The organism is Ochrobactrum quorumnocens (assembly GCF_002278035.1).
Taxonomy (GTDB): domain Bacteria; phylum Pseudomonadota; class Alphaproteobacteria; order Rhizobiales; family Rhizobiaceae; genus Brucella; species Brucella quorumnocens.
This window is the reverse complement of sequence record NZ_CP022604.1, coordinates 980,439-1,002,485: the sequence shown is the minus strand read 5'-3', so window position 1 is coordinate 1,002,485 and position 22,047 is coordinate 980,439. Positions and strand designations below refer to the sequence as shown.

Below are 22,047 nucleotides of genomic sequence, written 5' to 3'. Positions count from 1 at the left end.
AGCCGTGCGAAATACCCGCAGTCAGACCGGGCTTGGAAGGACCCGAAACGTTTTTGAGGGCTTTCCGGTCATGGGCCGATCACCGTTTCATTCGCTTGCCGATCTCCTCGGCCATGAACTGTCCGAAGCGCTTTTCAGCAACGTTCTTAACGACACCAAAGAAGTCGACACGCTTGGTGTATGGACGCATGCGGACAAACAAAAACACCGCCTTGATGCCATTATCGCGAGGGTCGCGTTGCCAAACTCCAGGGTGGAGGTGTGAATTTCGTTCTGGCACAAAGAAACGAGCGAACCGATAGTTGCGGTTCCGTTTCGTGGATGCATCGCTACGCTTGCGGTTGTACCCCTCGGTTCGCGGCGTGACCTGAAGGTCAGCAAGGATGCGGACTATGAGGGCTACCCTAACATTTCCGTATTGATCGAGCGGCGTGTCCCGCGCAGGCACTGCATACTCACCGGACTTCAGGTGACTGGCTGATTGTAATTGCCGTTCGAAGGATTTGAGATTGCGCTGACCACCAAAGAATTGCGGGGTCAGGAAGTTCGCAGGTGGCGTTGAGTTCTTCAATCCCCATGATCGTCCAGAAATCATAACCGTCGCGGATAGCCGATCCTTATTGGCCTGTTCGTAGATGACACCTCGTTTCGCATATGGCGTCACCGCATCGAGCTTGAGTTCCATTTCCTTCTGGACTTCAAGCCGACCTACGGCAGCGGTACGGTTGAGTGCAGCAACAGCTGCCTTCGGCATGACTTCGCGCTCAACAGAGTTCAAGAGAGCATCGAAGTTCTTTGTATCGAAGTTAAGATAGGCAGCTGCGGACGACCCGTTCAGTCCGGTCGACACATCGAGGTTCATTGCAACCCTCATATACATATGGAAAGAGCGCCACATGGGCGCTCAGTGTGATTGGTGAATTTCAGACATAGCTTACGCTCTGGCCCTGAATCGATGTCTCGTGATTGAGACAGTCAAGGCGGGGTCCGAGCGCGACCACCTCAGCAACTTGTGCCCACGTGCTACCGTGTATTGAGGCTCACTATTCTCTACCGGATCATCCCGTGGAGGGATTACGCTCATAAGGGAGCGAGGAATGCAAGAGGCATAATCATTGATCTAGATTGGCCGAAAATCTCGAGCTCTACAACAGCCACACCTTTGCCTTTTGCCGGTCCCGATATGAATTTTGCTTCTTTACCCGCGAACACACCTTCACGAATAGCGACCCTCTTAACGCCGGTAAACGCTGATTGCGGCACCTCATGATCAAACTCACCTTTCCCGGCCTTCTCATTGAATTTATTTACTTTATCGGCATCGACCAAATAAGGCCTCTCGCTACCACCAAGCACCGATACGACATGATCAAACGTTAACAATCCCGCCAAAGATGCATTGTTCAGTTGGCATCTAACTAAGATATACCCGACCATTACTGGCTGCGGTTTGGCTGGTATTTCTTTATGAAAACGACGAAGCTTTGGCCCCATTTTCATGGGGACAATCACTTCTATATTTGCGTCTATCAGCTGATCACGCACCGATAGTTCACGGCCAGTCAACACGCTTAGGACGAACCATGGAGAATCATCTCCTGCGCGATTCGCTGTTTCCGACCTCAAACGAGCGATACGACGGCGCTCTGCAATCACCTTGTCTATCGCCCTGCACTGTTCGTCAGTGGGAGTGGATGCTATCGCTCTATCGATCTGACGTGGATCAATTGTCATCATTTTCACCCAATCCCTTCAAAGCTATTTCGAAACCGTTCAATCCTTGTGGCCCACCGGCTGGGAAATACACCCATTCAGCGCTGCCCAGATCGGGCAACCAAGGCCAACCGCGCTCAAGGTGAAAAGCCTCCCAAGCCTTCCATTCATCGCTACCGATGCGAACCTGGACGAGAAGATCCTTGATTGCCTGCAAGCGAACAGGAAGAAGCGCACCGCGTCGGTTCGCAGCACGTTCGAACAATTCATTCACAGCCGGGAAACCTTGCCGTGCCTTCTTTTCGCGAAGAAGGGCCTCCGCCGTAAAGCGTCCGCTATCTGCGAGGTCCCGCTCGAATGCATTCAGTGAGACAGCCTGCGTGGGACCATTCAGCAAAAGCTCATAGACGCGTGCGCCCCAAATCTTGCCGAGTTGCGGCGCTGGCACCGAACCCGATTGTTCGACCGGCGCTTTCGCTGGCAGCTTTTCCCAACGCTTTTCTCGAAGATAGACCGCATAGGAGCATACAACCTTACGTCCAATGGCCTTTGCGGCCTCGACGTAACGAGCCGCACCATCCGAAGCCGCTAAGCGATCTTCCGGCGAGAGCGTATTCCAGACCCGGAACGCGTCAGGCTCGCTGTCCGTGACCGCAGTCGGCCAAACGTGGAAAGCCTTTTTGAATGCACGCTCAATGGCCTTCCTGTTTTCCCTGCTTTCCTGATCGCCCTCGCGCTCTCTCTCAGATGATGGTTTATCTGATGGTTCTATGACGGTTCGGGTGACACCATGACACCCGTCGGCGTCGTCAATGTCACCCGTCTCAGCCGCCGTTGTCACGGGTGACACCGTGTCACCGGTGACACCATGACACCCGTCAGCGGCATCTTTTGCATCGCGCAAAGAGGTCAATGACTTCATGTTGAAGTCGTAGCGCGTCGGTTCGCCTGGGCGACCTGTAGCAGCGGAAACCACTAGCAACAGACCCTCATCCACAAAATCGCGCAAAAGGCGCTGCACGGTCCGCTCTGACAGGTCCGTTTCACGCGCCAAGGTGGCGACAGAAGGCCAAATGCCCCGACCGTCATCATCTGCAAAATCAGCCAAGCGAACCGCAAGCATCTTCCGGCTTGATGAGCCTAACTGTTTTTTGAATATCCGCGACATGACGGCAATACTCATTGTCCCACCCTTAGCCATGCTTCGAAAGCAGCGCGCAGATCCCGCCAGCGATCAGCCGCAGCGCTGTTTTCGTTCAGTTCTTTTCTGGATTGTATTTTCAGGATCGTGCGCAGTTTTTCCGCTGCCCGTTCCTTTGTTAAAGGCCACTCAAGGCCGTGCCGTTGCTCAAGAAAAGCCTTGAACGCGTCGTCGTCGCACTTCATTGCAGCCTCAGCTGCATAGTTCTGCAACTGGCGCTGTCCGCCTTGCTTTGGCCCACGCTGTCGCATCGCAACAATTGCCCGATCAACCAATTCGAGCATGGTTGTCACCATGCGCGGCGCACTTACGATGAAATCAATCTCGTCAAATGTAGCGCCGGGATGGAACGTAGCGACCTTATTAAGCTCGCCATGTCGCGTCTTTGCCTCAACGAACGAAACATCACTCTCGCAGCACAGCTGCCAGTCAGCGCCTTCCAGCGCCGCCAGTTTCGCGCGTATGCGGCGCAGATCAGAAGCATCAGCGCTCATAACGGCACCTGCTCGGATAACAGCAGCAGTCGCCCTTCGGCATGCTTCAATGCAGCGCCGCGAACGTTTCCACGAAAACGCGTCTGATGCATGGCAGCATAAAAGCAAACGAGATACTCGCTACCAGCATCGAAATCGTGTCGAGCGCAGGCGCTTTCCAGCACCTGACGATACTTCAGCATGATTGAAATCGGACACGTCAGCAGGATTGCAGCGCGTTCAGCGTCGGTCCCGGCGTCATGCATGGCGCGGAGGATAGGCAGCATAGTGTCTGTCATTGTGCTGCCTCCACAAATTCAGCGGCAGGCAAGCCACCCCATTGATCAGCCATGGCGTCAGCAATGCCGGTGAAGAAACGGCTTCGCTCGCGCCATCTGTCAGGACCGGGCGGCATTCTGTGGACGCGCGCCGTCCTGCCATCAACAATATTGGTTGCCTGTAACGGCGGCAGATTATTCAGCCAGAAGCAGGTTCTTTTGACCTCACCATGGCCAAACTGCCACGGCTGCACGCTTTGCGCAGGTGGCGCATAATTTCGTATGCGCGACTTGGCATGCTTGTGCATGACAGGGTTTTCCACGCAAATACGATGAATTGGCGCATCCCAGAAGGTCGAGAACAGTTCGGCGGCTTCATCAAGCTCTTGCCAAATTTGGCTGACAGTCTTTCCGCGCGGCGGCTTTGTCAGCCATCGCACCCCAGAATTGCATAGTCTCGTGCATGGCGGATGAGCGACAATCAGCAAATCCCATCCGTCATTAAGGTAATCACGAGCATCGCCCACGATGTGCCGGTTGGTTTGGTCTTCTGCTGGCAGAAGATCACATGACCATGCGTCATGACCGCGAGCGAGAAAGGCATTTCTTACCGTTCCCGAAAACTCACACGCGACGAAAACACGAAGGGGCTTCATTCCACAGCCCTCCCCGCAGCTTCATAGCCCCAGGCATCCCAACCCGGACGCGGATCGCGACAGAACATCTCCAACTTTGGCAAGTCCGGGTAAATCCGTTCGAGCTGCTCAGCGAACCAAGCAGGCTTCTCGGAATGACGCCTTTTCTTTTGGGTATAGAGACTGGGTGCAGCATCGCCCAACTCAGGCGAAAATCCTTTGCCGCGCTTGGCTATTAACAAGCTTTCATGCTGATCACGAACCTGATAGCCGGTGCCGATATTGACCTTGTTCCAGATTTGCTCTGAGACGTATTCAAAGCCCCAAGCTGGGAGCAGTTCATTGATGGCGCGGCCTTTCATAGGCGTTGTCACCCAGAGATAAAGCATTGCGTCTGGGGTGGCTGGATCGCCTATTTCTTTGAACAGCCGACAGATCGCGTCAAATTCCATCGTCGGATAATGGTTTTCCGCGCCCTTCTCGCCCCCGGTAATTTCCGAATGAGTTTCAAACTTCCACGGCGGATCGGCATAGATGATCGGATAGAGCTTCTGGATAATGCCGGGCGCAGTTTCTCTGCCCCGCTTTGCGATCTCAGCTGCGATTGTCATGCGCACTGCGTGTTTGACCTTTTGTGTATGCGCACGAGCTTGCTTGCTCTCAGCTGCAACCCGCTTATCCTCAGCTTTCAACCCCTCAATGAGGGCGATCTGGGCAACGTCACTGGGGAGCTTTTTGAGCTTATCGAGCGTCGTTCCGTTATCAAAACGGGTTCCGCGCAACAGACGTAGCGCAGCTTCACAAATCTTCTCACCGCGATCAGCATCGCGCCGGATTGCACGTTCCGATTTCCCCGATAGTTCGGCAGTCGCGGCGACAAAACTCTTTCGCTCCTGCCGGTCGATCAACTGGCCAACTTGGCCACTTGATTTCCTATCGCCGCCATGTGCGGTTTCAGGATACTTGAGCAGATACAGTTCCTTGCGACGGAATGTGAATACAGCCCTGTCAGCTGGCGACAATTCAGAACGGGCGAGATTTTCATCAATCTCCCACAACTCGGAATCAAGCTTGCTTTCATCACGAATAAAGCCCGGAACCTCCAGCCAGCCCAACTCCCGGGCAGCTTCCAGACGGTGGGCACCCGCAGATAGTACAAACGGCAAACCGTCCTCACCAACCCGAACCGTGATCGGCGTGCGCATACCCAGTTCGGCAAAGGATTGCTTGAGTGCTTCAACCTTGGATGCATCGACCTCGCGCAAGCGGTCGCGAACATCGATATCGGCAATCTTGATATGGACAGGTGCATCCATGTCAGCGCCCTTCCGCCAGATAAATGGCTATAAAAAATGGAGAAGCCGCCATCAGATTGATCAGGACAGCGACGATGACGGGGATAAGAAAATCGTGCTTAAGCAGGCCCTTGATCATTGCCGCACCGCCCGGAGGGGTTCCAACCCTTCAAGCTTGCGCAACTCGTCCACCAGTTTCCGCACCCGGCGGCGAGGAATGGGACGCCATTGACCGCCGTTCTGCGAGTAATGACAGCGCCAGCCCTGCATGCGCAGGCGGATACCAAAGCGATGCAGATAGCAATTGAAGTATTCAAAGCTCCCGCTTACTTCCGGCTCGAACCGGCGAGGAGCGCCATTGTCAGCGATCCATTGATCAACAAGGCTTGAGACGGAAACCATCGTTAAGCCCCCACCTTGCGCAGCAGGTCTTCGAGCGCCCGCATTGCCTCGCGCGCTTCCTTGGCGATGGTCTTGCGTTCACCAGCATCGATACGACCATCTGCCAGAGCTGCAAGAACAGCCTGCGAAACGTCCATCGTTTCAGACATGACGCGGTGCGCATCCATTGCCGTCAGCGGCGCGTGATCACCGTCAATCACAGCATTGGCAGCAACCAGTTCATAACCAAGCAGTTCCGCAGCTTGCTTAATGATCGTCGGGGATTTCGCTTTGCGATCAACCTCGATAGCAACATCAAGCGGCATGAAACTGTCGTGATGCTCATCATTGAATGATGCGTACTTGGAAAGCGTCGAAGTGCCGACGCGGGTAAATGGCAGAATGCAGCTAATGCCGCCTGCCAAAGCATAAGCGCCATCGGTGGCAGACTTAAGCGAACGCTGTTCTTGCTCGGAAATAGTGCGCACGAAACACCCCCCCTGAAAATTTCAAGGAAAAAAAGTCGTCAAAGGATTCGGTGAAACTCTCAGGTCGCGCCGTTAAAGCTTGACCATCTACTCGAAACGAGGCGGACCACAGGTCCAACGCTTATGAAAGGATGCGAATGATGGTTTCATGGCGCTACCACCAAATCGGAATTTGCGGTCGGGGCGCGCTGCCCAACATTGTTACAGCGCGCCCCAGCTTCGCCACTGGGGAGGTCAGCAGGCGAAACACTAGTTGGGCGGAAAATTCCGTTAGGCCAATTCAATCCGTCGGGCCAATTTGACGAAAACCATCGAAGTGCAGCGTTAAGCCGCGAAACAGTGAGATCGCCGCCACTTCGTAGCGATGAGATTTTCTTACTGTCTCCAAAAACACGACTACTGACAGTTTTGTCCTGCAAGCCAGTCGAACTCTTGTAGCCATCTATAAGGATCAAAAGGTGCTCGATTTCCAACATGATCAAGAAATCGGTTATTTTACCGATATTGTCAACAGGCCACTTCGGTTTTCTTATCGATACCCTCAACATGCTAATTTCGGTAATATTACCACTATGTTAGCAGATGTTCTAAACCGTATCCAAAAAAGGCTCGACGCTGTCGGCCTCAAAGAATCGCGGGCTGCAACAATTGCAGGCCTAAGCGATTCTGCAATTCGAAACATGCGCAGGGCGGTAGAAGCCGGGAAAGATAGAGGCGCGTCTATTAAGACACTTGAGAAACTTGCGCCGGTATTAGGCACCAATGTCACGTGGCTAATGGAAGGTATCGGCAACGAAGAAGGCTCTGCCGAACCAGCATCAATTACGGACGTTCCTCTGATATCATGGATCAGTGCTGGCGAACTCACGCACCAAGATCCTGTTGGCTATCTTGACGATCACCCTACAATACCTGCCGTCAATCTGCCGATTGGCGAGTGGATCGCCTTACGTGTCGATGGGCCATCAATGAACAAAATCAGCCCGCCTGACTCGATCATATTCATTAACACACAAGATAAGCGCCTTGTGGCAAACGGCTGTTACGTTATCTGCGATGAAACAGGCAAAGCCACCTATAAACGCTACCGGCCAAACGAAACCCCTCAGTTTCAGCCCGCATCCTACCAAGAAATAGACCCGCCGATTTTAGAGGGCGCGATCACGGTTATTGGCAGAGTCAAAAGATCAGTCATAGACATGTAAACTGGTAGAAACTGAAAAAGCCTCACTTGATGAGGCTATTTTTTTGACCGAAATTTCCGTTCTTAAACAACGCTATGCCACTTAGACGCATACGCGTCGCAAATCTTTATTTCGGTTTTTTTACCTACTCCTCTTGTCTATCGGTTATTTTACCGATATCTATTTCCTTGCCCCGTCAAGGCGACCGCGCTGAATGAGTACTTTGTAGCAACGCGGTCGCTCCTGACAGAACAGTAGCAATGGAGATCGCCATGATTAAAGTTCAGCCAAAAGCAATTTCAAAGCCTGCTCCAACTTGCCGTGACAATGTCATTGTCAAAATGGCAGACACGATGCGCGTGCTGGCATTTTCTGGCGACAACGTTTCCCCTGAAACACTTGCGCACCACGGCTTTTCCGGTGATGTGGTCGACCGTTTCGGTGCTCGCGCAGCTGCGCTTGCACGCCGCCTATCGGTTCGTCAGGTTGCCAGCCATGTATAACGAAATCCGTTTCCAAACTGAGGTTGATGGCGGATTTCATCTTCCTACCGCTTACAAAGCACATGCACGCCAGCTCGATCATATGGTCGCGATTGCCACGCTGATTGCAGGCAGCGTATGTGCGGCGATCTTGGCTGTAAGCATTTTCGGCTGATCGCACCAATTGTCCGCAGGCGGGCCAAATCCAGCAACTCTGCAATTGATTGCGGATGACGCCCGACAAGCAGTGCTCGACACATTTCACGAGCAATGGCGAGAAGTACGGACAATCGGATTTCCCCCAGCCGAAACCTTAGACGCACTCATTGATGGGCTTCTACGGGCGACAGCAGACCTGATTACACATACTGCCGCGCCGGAAAGGCGCGAGGCGATCCCGCGCATAGCGGCAGAGCGATTAATCCAAGCATTTCAACTAGCCCGCGAGAGGGAGTCTCATGCCAGCAATCATACACTTCGCGATAGAGCGACGCGCCCTCCTTCCGGCTCTTGCTGTGGCTAACCGCGCCGTGGAAAAGAAGCCAACAGTCCCAATTCTGGGCAATGTACTGATTCAGTGCGAAAACGGCCATCTGACAGTGTCAGGCACAAACCTTGACGTGGAAGTTAAGGCGCGTGCCGTGCAGGGTGGCATTTCGGACTTTCCGGCATTTACGGTTTCTTCCGGCCTGCTGCACAGCGCAGTCAGCAAACTACCGGACGGCTGCGAGATTGAGTTTGAAGGCGATGACGCTGTTATTAACATCAGAGCCGGTCGCTCGAAGCTTCAAGTTCCGGTTCTACCAGCTTCTGACTTCCCGGAGATACCGGGCAACAACTTTCCGCACGCGTTTAACTTGCCCGCAAATGACTTATCGCGAGCACTTTCAAATGTTGGGTTCGCGGTTTCAACCGAAGAGTCGCGATACTATCTCAACGGCATATTTATGCACGGGAATGAAGGTAAGCTGAACTTTGTCGCGACGGATGGACATCAGTTCGCCTATTTGAAAATCCAGGCTCCCGATGGCTGCGACGGCATGCCGGGAGTTATTATTCCACGTGGCATTCTCAATCTTCTTTCACACTGCACGAAAGCGGGTGGCGATACTGTCATCAGCCTATCGGATCGAAAGATACGCTTCGCGTTTCAGGATGGCGTGACGGTCACGTCAAAACTCGTCGAGGGCACCTACCCGGATTATCAGCGCATCATCCCGACCCGCAACGACAAGCTCTATCACGTAGACCGTGAAGCAATGCTCGAAGCGGTAGGCCGCGTCAGTCTGGTCGTTGGTGAGAAATCCGACGCGATCAAATTCGCATTCGGCGCAGATGATGTCCGGCTCGAAATTGAAAATCCGTTGGCTGGCAATATGGAAGACGCGGTTTCGCTCTCCGAAAGTCACCCGGAAGATATCAGTATCGGCCTTAGCTACAAATACTGCACCAACGTCCTCAGTGCGATTGGTTCTGAGGAAGTACGGTTCGCGCTCGAAGCGTCGAACAGCCCATGCCTTATTTCACCCGTGCAAGATCCCGAAGCGGGCGACCCTCCCCTGTTCATCATCATGCCAATGCGTTGATAGGAGCGCGGAAACCATGACGACCAAAGCAAAGCCTACCGAAACTGAAATCCGATATGCAATCGAATACGCGTTACGCAGCGAGACCGTCACAGCTGAAGTGTCTGATGGCTGCGGAGGATCGACGCACAAGGTCGTTTATATGGCCACCTCCGATCTCGAACCGTTCGTGATGCGCATGCTGCAAGAACTTCAAGTGATCTGAGGTGGCGACCATGAAAGTCACAGTCGAATGGCACAACGCCGGTCCCCATACGATCTACGGGAAGCTTGAGGCGCGCTTGGGCAGAAAGCCGACTGACAAAGAAGCGTCAGACGAAGTGAAGCGCATATTGCGGGAGGTTAAACATGAGCGATCGTAAGGAAATTCAAGCTCTGCATGCTGCAATCAGCCACCGCGATTGGCATGCCGTTGAAATTGCGGCCAACGTGCTGCGCGATCAGGACGCTCGCCCCACCCCCTCCCGTGCGCAGGCGTTGGAGGACGAGATTGTCAAACACGCAAACAAGACTGTGACGCTTGGCGGACAGAATTATAAGGCAATCTTGCTTGAGGACGTATTGTCAGTTGTCCGCGCCTTCTCGTCTCTGTCCATGGACGTAACTTTTCCTCAACATGAGGAAGAGCCTACGAAATGGCAATGGTGGGGTGGGCGCGATGAAGAATGGTTCACCATTGGCCCTTGCGAGAGCAAGGAAGAAGTCATTCAGCTTGCTATCGACGAGCGCGTCGGTGAGTTTTTCAGTGACGATGGGAAATGGTACGTCGCGGTGCACGTAATCGAAGCGCAGCAAGAACCCGTCAAGCTTTCAGACTACATCCTTGACGCGGACAGGCTCCTTCAGTCTGCCGAGGAAAGTCTGGCGGAAAGCGACCGAGCCAGCGCTGAATATGACGAAGGTCCCTATTTTGACGCGACTGGCGACCAGATCAGCGATCTTGATAAGCGCACCAGGTTAGCCTGCGACGAGTGGCAGCACAGCCATGGCCTTAAGTTCGTTCCCAGTACTTTTTCAGCCAGCAGGAATCGCGAGCATGTTGTGGCCGAAATCCCAACCTCGACAGAGGTGTCATCGTGAGCATGTCATGGATCAGAAAGAACTATCGCGTTCCTGCCAAGCGCGGAGGCCGCATTGAATATACTGGCGGGAAGCAGCCTCAATATGGAACGATTGTAGGCGCTCGCAATCAGTACCTACTCATTCGCCTTGACGGTGAGAGCCATGAACCCGGATCGTACCACCCAACGTGGGAAATCACCTACTTAGACGGCGGTGCATCATGATCGCCATCGCCCAGCATGTTCAGATAGTTGGTGATTTCTTGCGCTTCATCGCGCCGCAGGTTGGAACAAAATTGGCCATTCAGCTTGGCAGGCTCACCCGTCAAAAGCCTAACCACGGTCCATGTTCCATCCGGCTCTTGCCGCTTATTAAAGTGAATTTTGGTCATGGCAGTATCAGTTCGTTTCTCTGCCAGACAGATAAGACTGTGAAGCCTGCATTCAAGCCTTGGAGATATCAAAATGATTGATAGACCACGTTTACGCCGCAAGGACGTTCCTGAATATCTTCGCACAACTCACGGGATCGATATATCCCGCTCGACGCTTGAAAAGCTCGCCACTAACGGCGGCGGCCCGTCAATGCAGTATCAAGGGCGCTTTCCGCTTTATCATAAATTGGATTTAGATAGATGGGCGGAGCAAAAAATATCGCCGTCGGTCAGTTCGACTGCCGAGCGCTAAGTTGAGAGAATATCTAGAATCAAACAGCCCCTTTCAAAGGGGCTTTTTCTTTACCAGCATTACTCACCAACCTATCAACACCGTGTGAGTATTTGGTGAGTTGCATCATTAAGGAGCTAGTCGAAATCCATCTAAGTGATTGATTTTATGGCGCACCCGACAGGATTCGAACCTGTGACCTCTGCCTTCGGAGGGCAGCACTCTATCCAGCTGAGCTACGGGTGCATCGCTGGGAGGCGTAAAGCCTCAATCCAGCCGTTTCTAACTGAACCACGTCATTGCTTCAATGGTCTATTTGGCAAAATAACCATGAAAAATCCGCGTGTTCCGTTTGTGTGCTTTTATGGCGGGCTTATTGTCCTACCTGCGCCTAACGTGGGAAGGAAACCATATCACCATAAAGTTCGTAGAGCTTAGCTTTTACTGCAGATGAGTTCTGATAAATCTCAATAAATTGCTTCAAGCGAGGATCATCTCGCAATTCAGGGCGTGTCACGAATTGAAACGCATAAATCGGTTCATTTTCGAATATCAGCCCTGATGATGCTTCAAGCCCCGCGAGCTTGGCAAAAGTTGGGTAAGTTGCTGCAGCATCCACATCATCCAATGATCGTGCGATCTGCGGACCATCCAACTGCACGATCTTAAGCGGCTTCTTCCAGGTCAATACGTCTTCAAGGCTGGCGCGTTGATCTGTACCGGGTTTGAGGTCCAGAAAACCTGCCTGTTGCAACAGAAGCAAAGAGCGTCCTGTGTTGATCACATCTCCAGAGAAGGCGATCTGGGCGTTATCCGGGAGATCCGCAAGCTTTGAATATTTCTTGGAGTAAAGTCCGAATGGCGTGCTGAAAGCCGGTGCAACGGGAACGAGTCCATTGCCCGTATTGAAATTTGTGTAATTCAAATAGGGAATATGCTGGAAGAGATTGGCATCGACTGTCTTGTCTGCAACGGCAGTGTTTGGCGTGTTCCAGTCGCTGAACTCTACCAGTTCCACATTTAATCCCTGCTCTATTGCTTCAGCAACGGCTATTTCAGCAGCCTGATTGGAGATGCTCGTGGCAAGAGCAATCCGCAACGTCCCCTTATCTTCAGCATGAACAGTAATAGGCAATGATATTCCAAAGAGCATTGCTACTGAAAGAAGCAAAAAACGACGACGGTGCGGCTTACCCAAAACGTTCTGAACAAGAGATTGACGGAGGACGATCATGACATGTCTAAAAGTTGATATTTTTTATCCAGTATATAGATTAACGTCGGCATTAAGAAGCTAAATCTAAGGTTTGAGTGCAAATCAGAGAACACTTGATCACGATCAATGAAGCCGGTGTTAGCTATCTCTAAGTGTCTTATTAACGTCATCGGTCAGTGACAACTTCGCGGTTTATACCGATGTTAAGAGCATAAACGCCCCCCACTTAACAGCAGAAAAGGACACATCATGTCAAACACAGCTAAGGTTGCATTGGTAACAGGTGCGGCACAGGGTATCGGACGCGGCATCGCTCTCCGTCTCGCCAAAGATGGCTTTGATATTGCACTGGTCGACCTGAAAGCAGACAAGCTTGAAGCAGTTAAGAAGGAAGTCGAAGCGCTTGGGCGTAAGGCATCGACCTTCTCCGCCGATGTCAGCAAACGCGATGAGGTGTATGCTGCAATCGACTATGCCGAGAAAGAACTGGGCGGGTTTGATGTCATCATCAACAATGCAGGCATCGCGCAGGTTCAGCCGATTTCTGATGTCATGCCTGAAGAAGTTGATCGTATCCTGAAAATCAATATTGAAGGCGTCTTGTGGGGCATTCAGGCGGCGGCAGCCAAATTCAAAGCCCGCGGACACAAAGGCAAGATCATTAATGCATCGTCGATCGCGGGGCATGATGGCTTTGCTATGCTCGGTGTTTATTCGGCTACCAAGTTTGCCGTGCGCGCACTGACGCAGGCGGCTGCGAAGGAATACGCAAGCGCGGGCATCACCGTAAATGCCTATTGCCCTGGAATCGTCGGAACAGACATGTGGGTCGAAATCGACGAACGCTTCTCAGAACTGACCGGCGCACCAAAGGGAGAAACCTATAAGAAGTATGTTGAGGGCATCGCACTTGGCCGCGCCCAGACGCCGGAAGATGTGGCTTCGCTGGTATCGTTCCTCTCCAGCGCGGATTCAGATTACATCACTGGACAGGCCATTCTTACCGATGGCGGTATCGTGTACCGATAGGGTTTAGACAAATGAAAAGGCGGGAAACTCCCGCCTTCTCATTATCCAACATGCAGCCCCGGCGCTTCCTGACCGGTGCTTTCAACATATTCGCTGTAGCCACCGCCGTATTGCTGAATGCCATCCGGCGTAAGTTCCAGAACGCGATTGGAAAGTGCTGCCAGAAAACGACGATCATGCGATACAAAAAGCATCGTGCCTTCATAAGCAGAAAGCGCCTTGATCAACATTTCCTTGGTGTCAAGATCCAGATGGTTCGTCGGCTCATCAAGTACGAGGAAGTTCGGCGGATCAAACAGCATTGCGGCCATGACAAGTCGGGCTTTCTCACCGCCAGACAACACACGGCACTTCTTTTCGATATCATCGCCTGAGAAACCAAAGCAGCCTGCCAAAGCGCGTAAAGGCGCCTGCCCTGCTTTTGGAAAGCGCTGTTCGAGCCATTCAAGAATGGTGCTGTCGCCATCGAGAATATCCATGGCGTGCTGCGCGAAATAGCCAAGCTTCACACTGGCGCCAAGGTTCACAATGCCCTGATCTGGTTCAGTCGCGCCAGTGACAAGCTTCAGCAAGGTCGATTTGCCTGCGCCATTCACACCCATGATGCACCAGCGTTCGCGGCGGCGAACCATGAAGTCCAGACCATCATAAATCGTACGGCTACCATAGGTCTTGTTGACGCCTTTGAGGCTGACCACATCTTCGCCAGAACGCGGAGCAGGCGCAAAATCAAAGGCAACAGTCTGGCGGCGACGTGGTGGCTCGACCCGGTCGATTTTCTCAAGCTTCTTCACGCGGCTCTGCACCTGCGAGGCATGTGACGCACGCGCCTTGAAACGTTCAATAAACTTGATTTCCTTGGCCAGCATCGCCTGCTGACGCTCGAACTGGGCCTGCTGCTGCTTTTCATTAAGCGCACGCTGACCTTCATAGAAACCATAATCACCGTTGTAGGAATTAAGCGAACCACCGTCGATTTCGATGATCTTGGTGACAATCCGGTTCATGAATTCGCGGTCATGCGAGGTCATGAGCAACGCGCCGTCATAATTCTTGAGGAAAGCTTCAAGCCATATAAGGCTTTCAAGATCGAGATGGTTGCTTGGTTCGTCGAGCAGCATCACATCAGGACGCATCAGAAGAATGCGGGCAAGCGCCACGCGCATCTTCCAGCCGCCGGACAGTTTGCCAACGTCACCATCCATCATTTCCTGGCTGAAACTAAGACCTGCCAGAACTTCGCGCGCGCGTCCATCGAGACCATAACCATCCAGCTCTTCGTAGCGTCCCTGAACCTCGCCATAACGTTCAATGATTGCATCCATCTCGTCGAGACGATCAGGATCACACATGGCGGCTTCAAGTTCACGGAGTTCGGCGGCAACAACACTAACCGGCCCTGCTCCATCCATCACCTCAGCAACGGCCGAACGCCCGCCCATTTCGCCCACATTCTGGTTGAAATAGCCAATCGTCACGCCTTTTTCGACAGTGACCAGTCCTTCATCGGGCAATTCTTCGCCGGTAATCATACGGAAAAGCGTTGTCTTGCCAGCACCATTCGGACCAACAAGGCCAATCTTCTCGCCACGGTTCAAGGCGGCGGAAGTTTCGATAAAGAGAATACGGTGGCTATTGGACTTACTGATATTGTCGATACGGATCATTTGCGTGGGAGGCCTTGTGATAACTTGGCCTCCCTATGGCATGGCTTGCCCGCGCTGTCACGCGGCGCGATGGTCGTTGCAGCCATTCTTTGCTTATGGGATGTGGTGCAGCCACTTTTCGGTTGCGAATTTCTCCTCAACAAGCTGTTCGGCGGCTGCAAATTCCTCAGGCGTGATTGATCCGCTCACCCCGCCATTTAATGATATGAACATTTCCGTCATGCGGTCGATGACTTCGCGGCGCGGCAAGCCGGTCTGGCTACGCACAGGGTCGACACGCTTGACCGCACTGGCTGTACCTTTATCCGAAAGTTTTTCTCGCCCAATGCGCAGAACTTTCACCATTTTCTCGGCGTCCATATCATAAGCCATGGTGACGTGATGCAAAACGGTTCCGCCCGAATAACGTTTTTGTGCCGCGCCGCCGATCTTGCCCTTTGAGCTCGAAATGTCGTTGAGCGGCTTATAGAAAGCATCAATACCGAGAGAGTTCAGCGATTTTAGCACCCATTCATCGAGGAATGCATAGGAATCGGCAAAACTCATATCGCGGACCAGATCGCCCGGCGCATAAAGCGAATAGGTAATCGAGTTACCCGGCTCTACAAACATCGCACCGCCGCCCGTTACACGGCGCACCGTTTCCACGCCCAACTCCTTGGTTGCTTCCATATCCACTTCATTGCGCAGCGACTGAAACGCACCGATGATGATCGACGGGCGTTCCCACTCCCAAAAACGCAGCGTCGGCGCACGGCGTCCTGCAGCCACTTCGCGCGCCAAAACTTCGTCCAATGCCAAATGCATTGTCGGCGTAAGCGGCGGAATATCGATGATCTGCCATTCGTAGTCGCGCCATGTACGAGCAACACCAAGCGCCCGACGAACAGCAATTGCCACAGCTTCCGGGCTAAACCCGATCATGAATGCATCAGGGCGAAGTTCCTTACGAACAGCGTCTGCAATCTCTTCGGATGAAGCGGTTGCAGGCAAACCATTCAGTGCATCGCGAATATCATCTAGCGCTTCTGCTGGCTCGAGGAAAAAGTCACCTGCAACCTGAACCTCGCTCAGTTTGTTATCCTGAACTTCCAGATCAATAACGACCAGCTTGCCACCGTGGACCTTGTATTCACCATGCATTTTCTTACGACCTTGCTGACGAGAAACATCAGACCGCACTCTTGCGGATTCATTAAAAAAAGGGAACTATCTAACTGGAATTTTTACACGATTTGCGTTCAATTAAAGCATTTCCAGCAAAAAGTGCGAAGCGGTTTTGCGTAGGATAGTGCGTAAAAACAAATAGTTACAACAGTTCCAACGATTCAGTCTTAGCTGGAACCGCTGTAATCGCACGTGATTGAGATTTCGATCCGTTGAAACACGGGTCGCTGTTCATTCTATATTCAAGAACTAAATTCTATAAGAACTCATCAGACATTCAAACAATGGTGTTAGCCATGACAGCTCTTCTGTCTAATAAAATAAGCCTCATCGCAGGCCTCTCAGCTTTCGTTGCATCTCTGTATGCTCTTGCACCTGCACCAGCCGAGGCCGCACAATTGCAGCGCTGTGCCGGTGAAAACGAAACATGCAGGCTTCCCTACCCAACCGAAGTCATCTACGGCGCGAATGGCCGTGGAACGTCTCAGTTCATCGACGGTCCGAACGTGCGTTGCTCCAACCAGGTTTTTGGTGATCCAGCCCCTGGTGCGCGGAAAAGCTGCTCTTTTGTCGTCCGTGATCGTTATGAAGATCGACGTGATGATCGACGCAACGACTGGCGTGACGATCGTCGCGATGATCGTCGTAATGACTGGCGTGATAACAGACGTGATGATCGAGGTCGCGGCGATTGGCAACAATGCGCGAAAGAAAACGGCTTCTGCGATTTTTATGGTCGTAAGGTCGTACGCTACGGAGCCAAAGGGCGTTTTGTAGAACGGGTATTCCGTGATGGTGTCCGCTGTGACAATCGTACTTTCGGTGATCCTGCACGCGGTCAGGGAAAAGCTTGTTACGTTCAGAACTAAAATAGAAAAGCGGGCTTTAAGCCCGCTTTTTTTGTTCTTGATGCTGTTTGTCTATGCATACAGCACTATTCGTTGAAATCACTCGTAAGCCGGATAAGCACTGACCGTTCAAAGAGCGGCCAAACGCGATTCGGCAGTTTTGTCGAACGCTTTCTGTAAGCCTGAATCGCGGTCGTAGATATCATTGAAGAAACGAACATTGCCGTTCGCATCCGGCCAGGCCGTGAAATAGGCAATGTAAACCGGAACCGGATTTGCCACCTTGAGGCCGCGTTCGTCCTTGCCAAAATATTTACCCAGCTCTTCGACTGGCTTACCCAAAACGGCAGCTGCCATGTCGCGTGGGCGCTCCAGACGAATACAACCATGGCTCAAGGCACGCATGTCACGGTTGAAATAAGACTTCGCCGGAGTATCGTGCATGTAGATGTCGTGGGCATTCGGGAACAAAATCTTCAACTCGCCCAATGCGTTATCAAGGCTAGGCTTCTGGCGGATGCCAACATGGGCTTTACCGGCAGCAACTGCGCTCCAGTTTACAGCGCTCGCTGAAACCTTCTTACCACCGACATAGACTTCATAGCCATTGCGATCGAGATAACTGGTATCGCGCATTACCTTGGGTAGCATTTCGTTCAAAATGATCGAGCGCGGAACGCCCCAGGACGGATTAAAAACAACTGTCTGAACTTTGTTATAGAAAAAATAGGTCTGATGGGTTGGCGAACCGATGACCACATTCATAGCTAGCTTTTCTTTGCCGTCTTCGAAATATTCAGCCCGATAGGATGGCTGATTGACCATCACATAGCGCGAACCAAAATCATGCGGAAGCCAGCGCAAACGCTCCATCGAATAGAGAATACGATCACGCTTGACCGAATCCTGCTCACCTTGAAGAGCTGCAATCGTGTTCTTGCCGATTATGCCATCTGGCGTGCTACCGGAAAGCTTCTGATAGTCCTTAATGGCAACTGCCAACTCAGGATCATATAGGCTGGCATCGGCATGGGTCTGCAACACATCGCGATGCAGTTCGAGATAGCTGGCAGGCGCGTGTCGCGTGATTAGCGCCACGACTTTGCCAAGCTGATCGTTGGTGTCGCCGGGCCGGATCGCCTTATCAAGCGAAATTCGGATAGGTTCACCTGCTGGTGCTTCGGTCTGCGCCAGTTCGCGCTTCAATGAAGCGTAAGCCTCATTATTGGGCTGAAAACTCTTAAGATAAGCGACTGGATCGCTTTCGGATGCGAGCCGCGCCAACACCGCCTTTGGATCAACGCGACCACGCGGCAGATCATGGAACCCACTCAACCTGTCGGCAACGACACGGCCCTCACCGGCATCGATTGCATAACGCAAAGCCCGCGCAGACATGCGGATTTCAAAGTCGGCAAGTTTCTGTTGGCGTTCTGCCTGCTGTGCTTCATCAAAATGATCGCCCGGAATAACCACAGCATATTCTTCGGGATTCAAACCGTCATCATCAGCCTGTGCAAAGAAAGCTGCAACGTTCCGCGCCGTATCTAGTGCTTTGCTATCTGATGACCAAAGGAATGTGCGCTTTTCCGAATAGAAACTGACAATCGCTTCGGCGATCTGCTTCTCAGCTTTGACATCGACGGTTTTCAGATATTCCGTTGCCGCATCAAAAGCGCGTTCGCCTTGCGTTTCGTCAACCTTTTTCGAAGGACCAATCGGGGACATGCCTGACGTCAAAGGATCGACACGAGCAGGATCAACTGCAGCCGTCACCTGCATATCAACGGCTGAGAAATCGACCTTTATCAGCGTGTCCGGCTTGTAGTTATAGATTTGCGGCCCCTTAACCGTAACACGCTGCGCCGGTGGGACAGCAGCTCTTGGTACGGAAACAGGTTTCGCTGTGCGCTGTACTGGAGCCGCTGGCGCGGACTGAACGGGAGGTTGAGCAGGCTGAGCCTGCTGCTGGCGACGCTGCTGAAACAGCTCCAGCAATGAATTTGCTGCCTGCGCCTGCGCTGTTGAGAACAACGTCGATGCTGCTAGCGCTAAAACAAGCGCATTACGGACATAAGGACCGCTCTTGCGACTATCTTTAATGTCCCGATTCAAATGTCTGGAGAACTGCATTCTAACCGCCCATTCAATGCAATCGCTAAAAAGCGAATCCGCTTCAATCTTTGCCCATAGAATTGATGAATGTCGTATAGAAACTTTTAACGTTAACGCATCCTCCAATAATTTTGGTCCCAACTCTATCAATTTTTCTTGAAAAGCGCTTTTGCGGTCACACTGCCTGTCTCTTTACTGTGCGGCTGAACAATGTGCCGCAGTGGATTCCGCCCTGCATCGCGATAAAAGCCCCGCAGAATATGCCCTGACTTTGGTTTGGGCTGAATAACGGAGCGCATCTTACGAGATGCCGCAGGCAAGCAAGCGAGGTACCACAATGGCAGAAGCAAGCGCCGCCGATCTTTTCCCTCTTGGCGAAGATAAAACCCCTTATCGCAAACTGACTTCGGAACACGTGTCGGTCGACACGTTCAAGGGACAGGAAATCCTGAGCGTTGACGCTGAAGGCCTGCGCATTCTTTCGGAAGCGGCATTTGCTGATATCAATCACCTGTTACGCCCCGGCCATTTGCAGCAGCTTGCCAATATTATGGAAGATCCCGAAGCAACCGATAATGACCGCTTCGTCGCTTATGATCTTTTGAAGAACGCCAATATTGCCGCTGGTGGTGTTTTGCCGATGTGTCAGGATACTGGCACTGCTATCATAATGGGCAAGAAAGGCCGTCGCGTCTGGACGGAAGGCGGCGACGCAGATGCGCTTGGTGCCGGCGTTCTTGATGCCTATAACAAGAAGAACTTGCGTTATTCGCAGCTTGCCCCACTTTCGATGTTCGAGGAAAAGAACACCAAGAACAATCTGCCTGCTCAGATCGACATCTATGAAGAAGGCGAAGACGCTTACAAGTTCCTGTTTGTAGCCAAGGGCGGCGGTTCGGCCAACAAGACGTTCTTGTTTCAGGGGACGCCTTCTCTGTTGACCCACGATCGCATGATCGACTTTCTGAAGGACAAGATCCTCAGCCTCGGCACTGCAGCCTGCCCGCCTTATCATCTGGCAATCGTTATCGGCGGTACGTCTGCTGAAATGAACCTGAAGACGGTGAAACTGGCATCAACACGCTATCTCGATAGTCTGCCAACGCAAGGTTCCGAGACGGGCCATGCTTTCCGTGATCTGGAAATGGAAGCTGAGATTCACAAACTGACCCAGTCGCTTGGTGTCGGCGCGCAGTTCGGCGGCAAGTATTTCTGCCACGACGTTCGTGTTATCCGTTTGCCACGCCACGGTGCATCGCTGCCTATTGGCCTGGGTGTTTCCTGCTCTGCCGATCGTCAGGCCAAAGGAAAGATCACCAGAGACGGTATCTTCCTGGAACAGCTTGAAACAAATCCGGCACAATATATGCCTGAGATTGACGAGGAAAAGCTGTCATCGCATGTGGTCAAGATCGACCTCAATCAGCCGATGGAAAACATCCTCAAGGAACTGTCAAAGCATCCTGTAAAGACGCAGCTCTCGCTGACCGGTTCGATTATCGTCGCACGCGATCTGGCGCATGCGAAAATCCGTGAGCGCCTGGAAAATGGCGAAGCGATGCCCGAATACTTCAAGAACCATCCGATCTATTATGCGGGTCCGGCAAAAACTCCAGCTGGTTACGCCTCGGGTTCTTTCGGCCCGACAACGGCTGGCCGAATGGATTCCTACGTTGATCAGTTCCAGTCGTTTGGTGGCTCGATGGTGATGCTCGCCAAAGGCAATCGCTCGCGACAGGTGCGCGAAGCCTGCGGCACTCACGGCGGCTTCTACCTTGGATCGATTGGCGGCCCGGCCGCTCGTCTTGCGCAGGATTGCATTAAAAAGGTCGAAGTTGTCGAGTATCCAGAACTTGGCATGGAAGCCATCTGGCGTATTGAAGTGGTCGACTTCCCCGCCTTTATCGTCATCGATGACAAGGGCAACGACTTCTTCAAGGAACTCAATCTCGGTTGAGATAAAAACCTGATTGAAAATAAAGGGCGGTTTCCCGCCCTTTTTTTATCTCGGATCGCGTTTTAGACCTTTTCCCGCAAGTTCATCCAGATAAGTATGCCAAAGCGTGTCTTTCTCAGTACCGAGCTTGTGGAGATAGGTCCATGAGAACAGGCCCGTATCGTGCATATCGTCGAAGGTGATGCGGACGGCATAATTGCCAATAGGGTCCATGCGCATAATTTCTACATTACGCTTGCCACCAACGGTCACACGCTGCTCCGGTGAGTGTCCCTGCACTTCCGCAGATGGAGACAAGACACGCAGAAGCTCCGCAGTCAGCTCAAACCGTTCACCGCTTTCAAACGCCACTGTCAGAAGCTTGCGGTCTTTCGAGACTCGCAATTCGGTTGGCCAGACATCACTCATAATTGTTCTCCGTCATTCCAGCGGCTGTTCATTCTGCAGCATATGAAGGCTGACATATAAAATATGCTCCCGACGCTCTGAATTTCGCCAAATCAAAGAGATATTGATGTTCAGTCTCGAAGAGAAGAGACAAAAAGACTGACGCGTCAGATTAATGCCTTATCACTTGAAGGTGCTTAGCAAACGCGTAAACTGGA

Annotated in this window: 26 protein-coding genes and 1 tRNA gene; 12 read left to right on the top strand and 15 right to left on the bottom strand. The window is 52.3% G+C overall.

The genetic code is table 11. The features are described from left to right. Positions 1 to 79 precede the first annotated feature (79 nt). The 9 genes from CES85_RS14315 to CES85_RS14275 all read right to left on the bottom strand — a co-directional run bounded on the left by CES85_RS14315 (position 80) and on the right by CES85_RS14275 (position 6,464). Entirely contained in the window at positions 80 to 862 is a 783-nt protein-coding gene (locus CES85_RS14315) for a hypothetical protein (RefSeq protein ID WP_095446577.1), read from the bottom strand. 218 nt (positions 863 to 1,080) lie between these two features. Then, positions 1,081 to 1,737, bottom strand: a complete 657-nt coding sequence (locus CES85_RS14310) for a transcription termination/antitermination NusG family protein (RefSeq protein ID WP_095446576.1) — start codon at positions 1,735 to 1,737, stop codon at positions 1,081 to 1,083. Beyond that, positions 1,724 to 2,896: a helix-turn-helix domain-containing protein gene (locus CES85_RS14305; RefSeq protein WP_157743460.1), complete on the bottom strand. Its 1,173-nt coding sequence runs from the start codon at positions 2,894 to 2,896 to the stop codon at positions 1,724 to 1,726. Before CES85_RS14305 ends, CES85_RS14310 begins: the two co-directional genes overlap by 14 nt. After that, positions 2,893 to 3,408, bottom strand: a complete 516-nt coding sequence (locus CES85_RS14300) for a hypothetical protein (protein ID WP_095446574.1) — start codon at positions 3,406 to 3,408, stop codon at positions 2,893 to 2,895. Before CES85_RS14300 ends, CES85_RS14305 begins: the two co-directional genes overlap by 4 nt. After that, the gene (locus CES85_RS14295) at positions 3,405 to 3,686 is read right to left on the bottom strand and encodes a hypothetical protein (protein WP_095446573.1); all 282 of its coding nucleotides are present in this window, start codon (positions 3,684 to 3,686) and stop codon (positions 3,405 to 3,407) included. The genes CES85_RS14300 and CES85_RS14295 overlap by 4 nt, the downstream gene beginning before the upstream one ends. Beyond that, positions 3,683 to 4,321 (bottom strand): hypothetical protein, encoded by a 639-nt coding sequence (locus CES85_RS14290; RefSeq protein WP_095446572.1) that lies wholly within the window; start codon positions 4,319 to 4,321, stop codon positions 3,683 to 3,685. Before CES85_RS14290 ends, CES85_RS14295 begins: the two co-directional genes overlap by 4 nt. Next, the gene (locus CES85_RS14285) at positions 4,318 to 5,616 is read right to left on the bottom strand and encodes an MT-A70 family methyltransferase (RefSeq protein WP_095446571.1); all 1,299 of its coding nucleotides are present in this window, start codon (positions 5,614 to 5,616) and stop codon (positions 4,318 to 4,320) included. Before CES85_RS14285 ends, CES85_RS14290 begins: the two co-directional genes overlap by 4 nt. Positions 5,617 to 5,730: 114 nt before the next feature. After that, a complete protein-coding gene (locus tag CES85_RS14280) occupies positions 5,731 to 5,997 on the bottom strand; it encodes a hypothetical protein (RefSeq protein ID WP_095446570.1) in 267 nt (88 codons plus the stop codon). Positions 5,998 to 5,999: 2 nt separating this feature from the next. Next, positions 6,000 to 6,464, bottom strand: coding sequence for a phage regulatory CII family protein (locus tag CES85_RS14275; RefSeq protein WP_095446569.1), 465 nt, complete (start codon positions 6,462 to 6,464; stop codon positions 6,000 to 6,002). Positions 6,465 to 6,922: 458 nt separating this feature from the next. Here CES85_RS14275 and CES85_RS14270 point away from each other — a divergent pair, with 458 nt between their 5' ends. The 9 genes from CES85_RS14270 to CES85_RS14235 all read left to right on the top strand — a co-directional run bounded on the left by CES85_RS14270 (position 6,923) and on the right by CES85_RS14235 (position 11,464). Next, positions 6,923 to 7,669, top strand: coding sequence for a LexA family protein (locus CES85_RS14270; protein ID WP_244923291.1), 747 nt, complete (start codon positions 6,923 to 6,925; stop codon positions 7,667 to 7,669). A 251-nt stretch (positions 7,670 to 7,920) separates the two neighbouring features. After that, entirely contained in the window at positions 7,921 to 8,151 is a 231-nt protein-coding gene (locus CES85_RS14265; protein WP_095446568.1) for a hypothetical protein, read from the top strand. Next, positions 8,144 to 8,305 carry a hypothetical protein gene (locus CES85_RS27160; RefSeq protein WP_157743459.1) on the top strand — a complete coding sequence of 54 codons (162 nt, stop codon included), beginning with the start codon at positions 8,144 to 8,146 and terminating at the stop codon, positions 8,303 to 8,305. The genes CES85_RS14265 and CES85_RS27160 overlap by 8 nt, the downstream gene beginning before the upstream one ends. Positions 8,306 to 8,588: 283 nt before the next feature. After that, the gene (gene dnaN / locus CES85_RS14260) at positions 8,589 to 9,716 is read left to right on the top strand and encodes a DNA polymerase III subunit beta (RefSeq protein WP_095446567.1); all 1,128 of its coding nucleotides are present in this window, start codon (positions 8,589 to 8,591) and stop codon (positions 9,714 to 9,716) included. 16 nt (positions 9,717 to 9,732) lie between these two features. Then, complete coding sequence (locus CES85_RS14255; RefSeq protein ID WP_095446566.1) at positions 9,733 to 9,921, top strand: hypothetical protein; 189 nt, start codon at positions 9,733 to 9,735, stop codon at positions 9,919 to 9,921. Between the two features lie 143 nt (positions 9,922 to 10,064). Next, the gene (locus CES85_RS14250) at positions 10,065 to 10,796 is read left to right on the top strand and encodes a hypothetical protein (RefSeq protein WP_095446565.1); all 732 of its coding nucleotides are present in this window, start codon (positions 10,065 to 10,067) and stop codon (positions 10,794 to 10,796) included. A gap of 2 nt (positions 10,797 to 10,798) precedes the next feature. Further along, positions 10,799 to 11,002, top strand: a complete 204-nt coding sequence (locus CES85_RS14245) for a hypothetical protein (protein ID WP_244923290.1) — start codon at positions 10,799 to 10,801, stop codon at positions 11,000 to 11,002. Then, a complete protein-coding gene (locus CES85_RS14240; protein WP_095446563.1) occupies positions 10,999 to 11,250 on the top strand; it encodes a hypothetical protein in 252 nt (83 codons plus the stop codon). Before CES85_RS14245 ends, CES85_RS14240 begins: the two co-directional genes overlap by 4 nt. Continuing rightward, complete coding sequence (locus CES85_RS14235; RefSeq protein ID WP_095446562.1) at positions 11,243 to 11,464, top strand: MerR family transcriptional regulator; 222 nt, start codon at positions 11,243 to 11,245, stop codon at positions 11,462 to 11,464. The genes CES85_RS14240 and CES85_RS14235 overlap by 8 nt, the downstream gene beginning before the upstream one ends. A gap of 148 nt (positions 11,465 to 11,612) precedes the next feature. Here CES85_RS14235 and CES85_RS14230 read toward each other — a convergent pair. Continuing rightward, positions 11,613 to 11,689, bottom strand: a tRNA-Arg gene (locus CES85_RS14230). A gap of 145 nt (positions 11,690 to 11,834) precedes the next feature. Next, positions 11,835 to 12,578 carry a MetQ/NlpA family ABC transporter substrate-binding protein gene (locus tag CES85_RS14225; protein WP_244923289.1) on the bottom strand — a complete coding sequence of 248 codons (744 nt, stop codon included), beginning with the start codon at positions 12,576 to 12,578 and terminating at the stop codon, positions 11,835 to 11,837. A 330-nt stretch (positions 12,579 to 12,908) separates the two neighbouring features. Between CES85_RS14225 and CES85_RS14220 the strand changes: the two genes are divergently transcribed. After that, entirely contained in the window at positions 12,909 to 13,688 is a 780-nt protein-coding gene (locus CES85_RS14220; protein WP_095446560.1) for an acetoin reductase, read from the top strand. Positions 13,689 to 13,729: 41 nt separating this feature from the next. On the opposite strand, the gene CES85_RS14215 is transcribed toward CES85_RS14220, so the two are convergent. Together CES85_RS14215 and lplAB are read right to left on the bottom strand one after the other, a co-directional pair. After that, positions 13,730 to 15,355 (bottom strand): ABC-F family ATP-binding cassette domain-containing protein, encoded by a 1,626-nt coding sequence (locus CES85_RS14215; RefSeq protein WP_095446559.1) that lies wholly within the window; start codon positions 15,353 to 15,355, stop codon positions 13,730 to 13,732. A gap of 93 nt (positions 15,356 to 15,448) precedes the next feature. Then, the gene (gene lplAB / locus CES85_RS14210) at positions 15,449 to 16,537 is read right to left on the bottom strand and encodes a lipoate-protein ligase LplAB (RefSeq protein WP_244923288.1); all 1,089 of its coding nucleotides are present in this window, start codon (positions 16,535 to 16,537) and stop codon (positions 15,449 to 15,451) included. A gap of 281 nt (positions 16,538 to 16,818) precedes the next feature. Here lplAB and CES85_RS14205 point away from each other — a divergent pair, with 281 nt between their 5' ends. After that, the gene (locus tag CES85_RS14205) at positions 16,819 to 17,391 is read left to right on the top strand and encodes a hypothetical protein (protein WP_235901954.1); all 573 of its coding nucleotides are present in this window, start codon (positions 16,819 to 16,821) and stop codon (positions 17,389 to 17,391) included. Positions 17,392 to 17,499: 108 nt separating this feature from the next. Here the strand turns inward: CES85_RS14205 and CES85_RS14200 are convergent, their stop codons facing one another. Further along, positions 17,500 to 19,503, bottom strand: coding sequence for a L,D-transpeptidase family protein (locus CES85_RS14200; protein WP_095446557.1), 2,004 nt, complete (start codon positions 19,501 to 19,503; stop codon positions 17,500 to 17,502). A 319-nt stretch (positions 19,504 to 19,822) separates the two neighbouring features. Between CES85_RS14200 and CES85_RS14195 the strand changes: the two genes are divergently transcribed. Then, on the top strand, positions 19,823 to 21,442 hold the full coding sequence (locus tag CES85_RS14195; protein ID WP_095447894.1) for a fumarate hydratase: 1,620 nt from the start codon (positions 19,823 to 19,825) through the stop codon (positions 21,440 to 21,442). A gap of 45 nt (positions 21,443 to 21,487) precedes the next feature. Here CES85_RS14195 and CES85_RS14190 read toward each other — a convergent pair whose 3' ends face one another. Further along, positions 21,488 to 21,850 (bottom strand): gamma-butyrobetaine hydroxylase family protein, encoded by a 363-nt coding sequence (locus CES85_RS14190; RefSeq protein ID WP_095446556.1) that lies wholly within the window; start codon positions 21,848 to 21,850, stop codon positions 21,488 to 21,490. Positions 21,851 to 22,047: the final 197 nt, after the last annotated feature.

Bases quoted from the DNA above. Each gene is read 5' to 3' on its own strand.
- CES85_RS14235 (WP_095446562.1), top strand. From the start codon at position 11,243: ATGATTGATAGACCACGTTTACGCCGCAAGGACGTTCCTGAATATCTT.
- CES85_RS14215 (WP_095446559.1), bottom strand. From the start codon at position 15,355: ATGATCCGTATCGACAATATCAGTAAGTCCAATAGCCACCGTATTCTC.
- CES85_RS14290 (WP_095446572.1), bottom strand. From the start codon at position 4,321: ATGAAGCCCCTTCGTGTTTTCGTCGCGTGTGAGTTTTCGGGAACGGTA.
- CES85_RS14240 (WP_095446563.1), top strand. From the start codon at position 10,999: ATGATCGCCATCGCCCAGCATGTTCAGATAGTTGGTGATTTCTTGCGC.
- CES85_RS14245 (WP_244923290.1), top strand. From the start codon at position 10,799: ATGTCATGGATCAGAAAGAACTATCGCGTTCCTGCCAAGCGCGGAGGC.
- dnaN (WP_095446567.1), top strand. From the start codon at position 8,589: ATGCCAGCAATCATACACTTCGCGATAGAGCGACGCGCCCTCCTTCCG.
- CES85_RS27160 (WP_157743459.1), top strand. From the start codon at position 8,144: ATGTATAACGAAATCCGTTTCCAAACTGAGGTTGATGGCGGATTTCAT.
- CES85_RS14265 (WP_095446568.1), top strand. From the start codon at position 7,921: ATGATTAAAGTTCAGCCAAAAGCAATTTCAAAGCCTGCTCCAACTTGC.
- CES85_RS14300 (WP_095446574.1), bottom strand. From the start codon at position 3,408: ATGAGCGCTGATGCTTCTGATCTGCGCCGCATACGCGCGAAACTGGCG.
- CES85_RS14315 (WP_095446577.1), bottom strand. From the start codon at position 862: ATGAACCTCGATGTGTCGACCGGACTGAACGGGTCGTCCGCAGCTGCC.
- CES85_RS14310 (WP_095446576.1), bottom strand. From the start codon at position 1,737: ATGATGACAATTGATCCACGTCAGATCGATAGAGCGATAGCATCCACT.
- CES85_RS14205 (WP_235901954.1), top strand. From the start codon at position 16,819: ATGACAGCTCTTCTGTCTAATAAAATAAGCCTCATCGCAGGCCTCTCA.
- CES85_RS14195 (WP_095447894.1), top strand. From the start codon at position 19,823: ATGGCAGAAGCAAGCGCCGCCGATCTTTTCCCTCTTGGCGAAGATAAA.
- CES85_RS14255 (WP_095446566.1), top strand. From the start codon at position 9,733: ATGACGACCAAAGCAAAGCCTACCGAAACTGAAATCCGATATGCAATC.
- CES85_RS14305 (WP_157743460.1), bottom strand. From the start codon at position 2,896: ATGAGTATTGCCGTCATGTCGCGGATATTCAAAAAACAGTTAGGCTCA.
- CES85_RS14250 (WP_095446565.1), top strand. From the start codon at position 10,065: ATGAGCGATCGTAAGGAAATTCAAGCTCTGCATGCTGCAATCAGCCAC.
- CES85_RS14200 (WP_095446557.1), bottom strand. From the start codon at position 19,503: ATGCAGTTCTCCAGACATTTGAATCGGGACATTAAAGATAGTCGCAAG.
- CES85_RS14220 (WP_095446560.1), top strand. From the start codon at position 12,909: ATGTCAAACACAGCTAAGGTTGCATTGGTAACAGGTGCGGCACAGGGT.
- CES85_RS14280 (WP_095446570.1), bottom strand. From the start codon at position 5,997: ATGGTTTCCGTCTCAAGCCTTGTTGATCAATGGATCGCTGACAATGGC.
- CES85_RS14190 (WP_095446556.1), bottom strand. From the start codon at position 21,850: ATGAGTGATGTCTGGCCAACCGAATTGCGAGTCTCGAAAGACCGCAAG.
- CES85_RS14285 (WP_095446571.1), bottom strand. From the start codon at position 5,616: ATGGATGCACCTGTCCATATCAAGATTGCCGATATCGATGTTCGCGAC.
- CES85_RS14295 (WP_095446573.1), bottom strand. From the start codon at position 3,686: ATGACAGACACTATGCTGCCTATCCTCCGCGCCATGCATGACGCCGGG.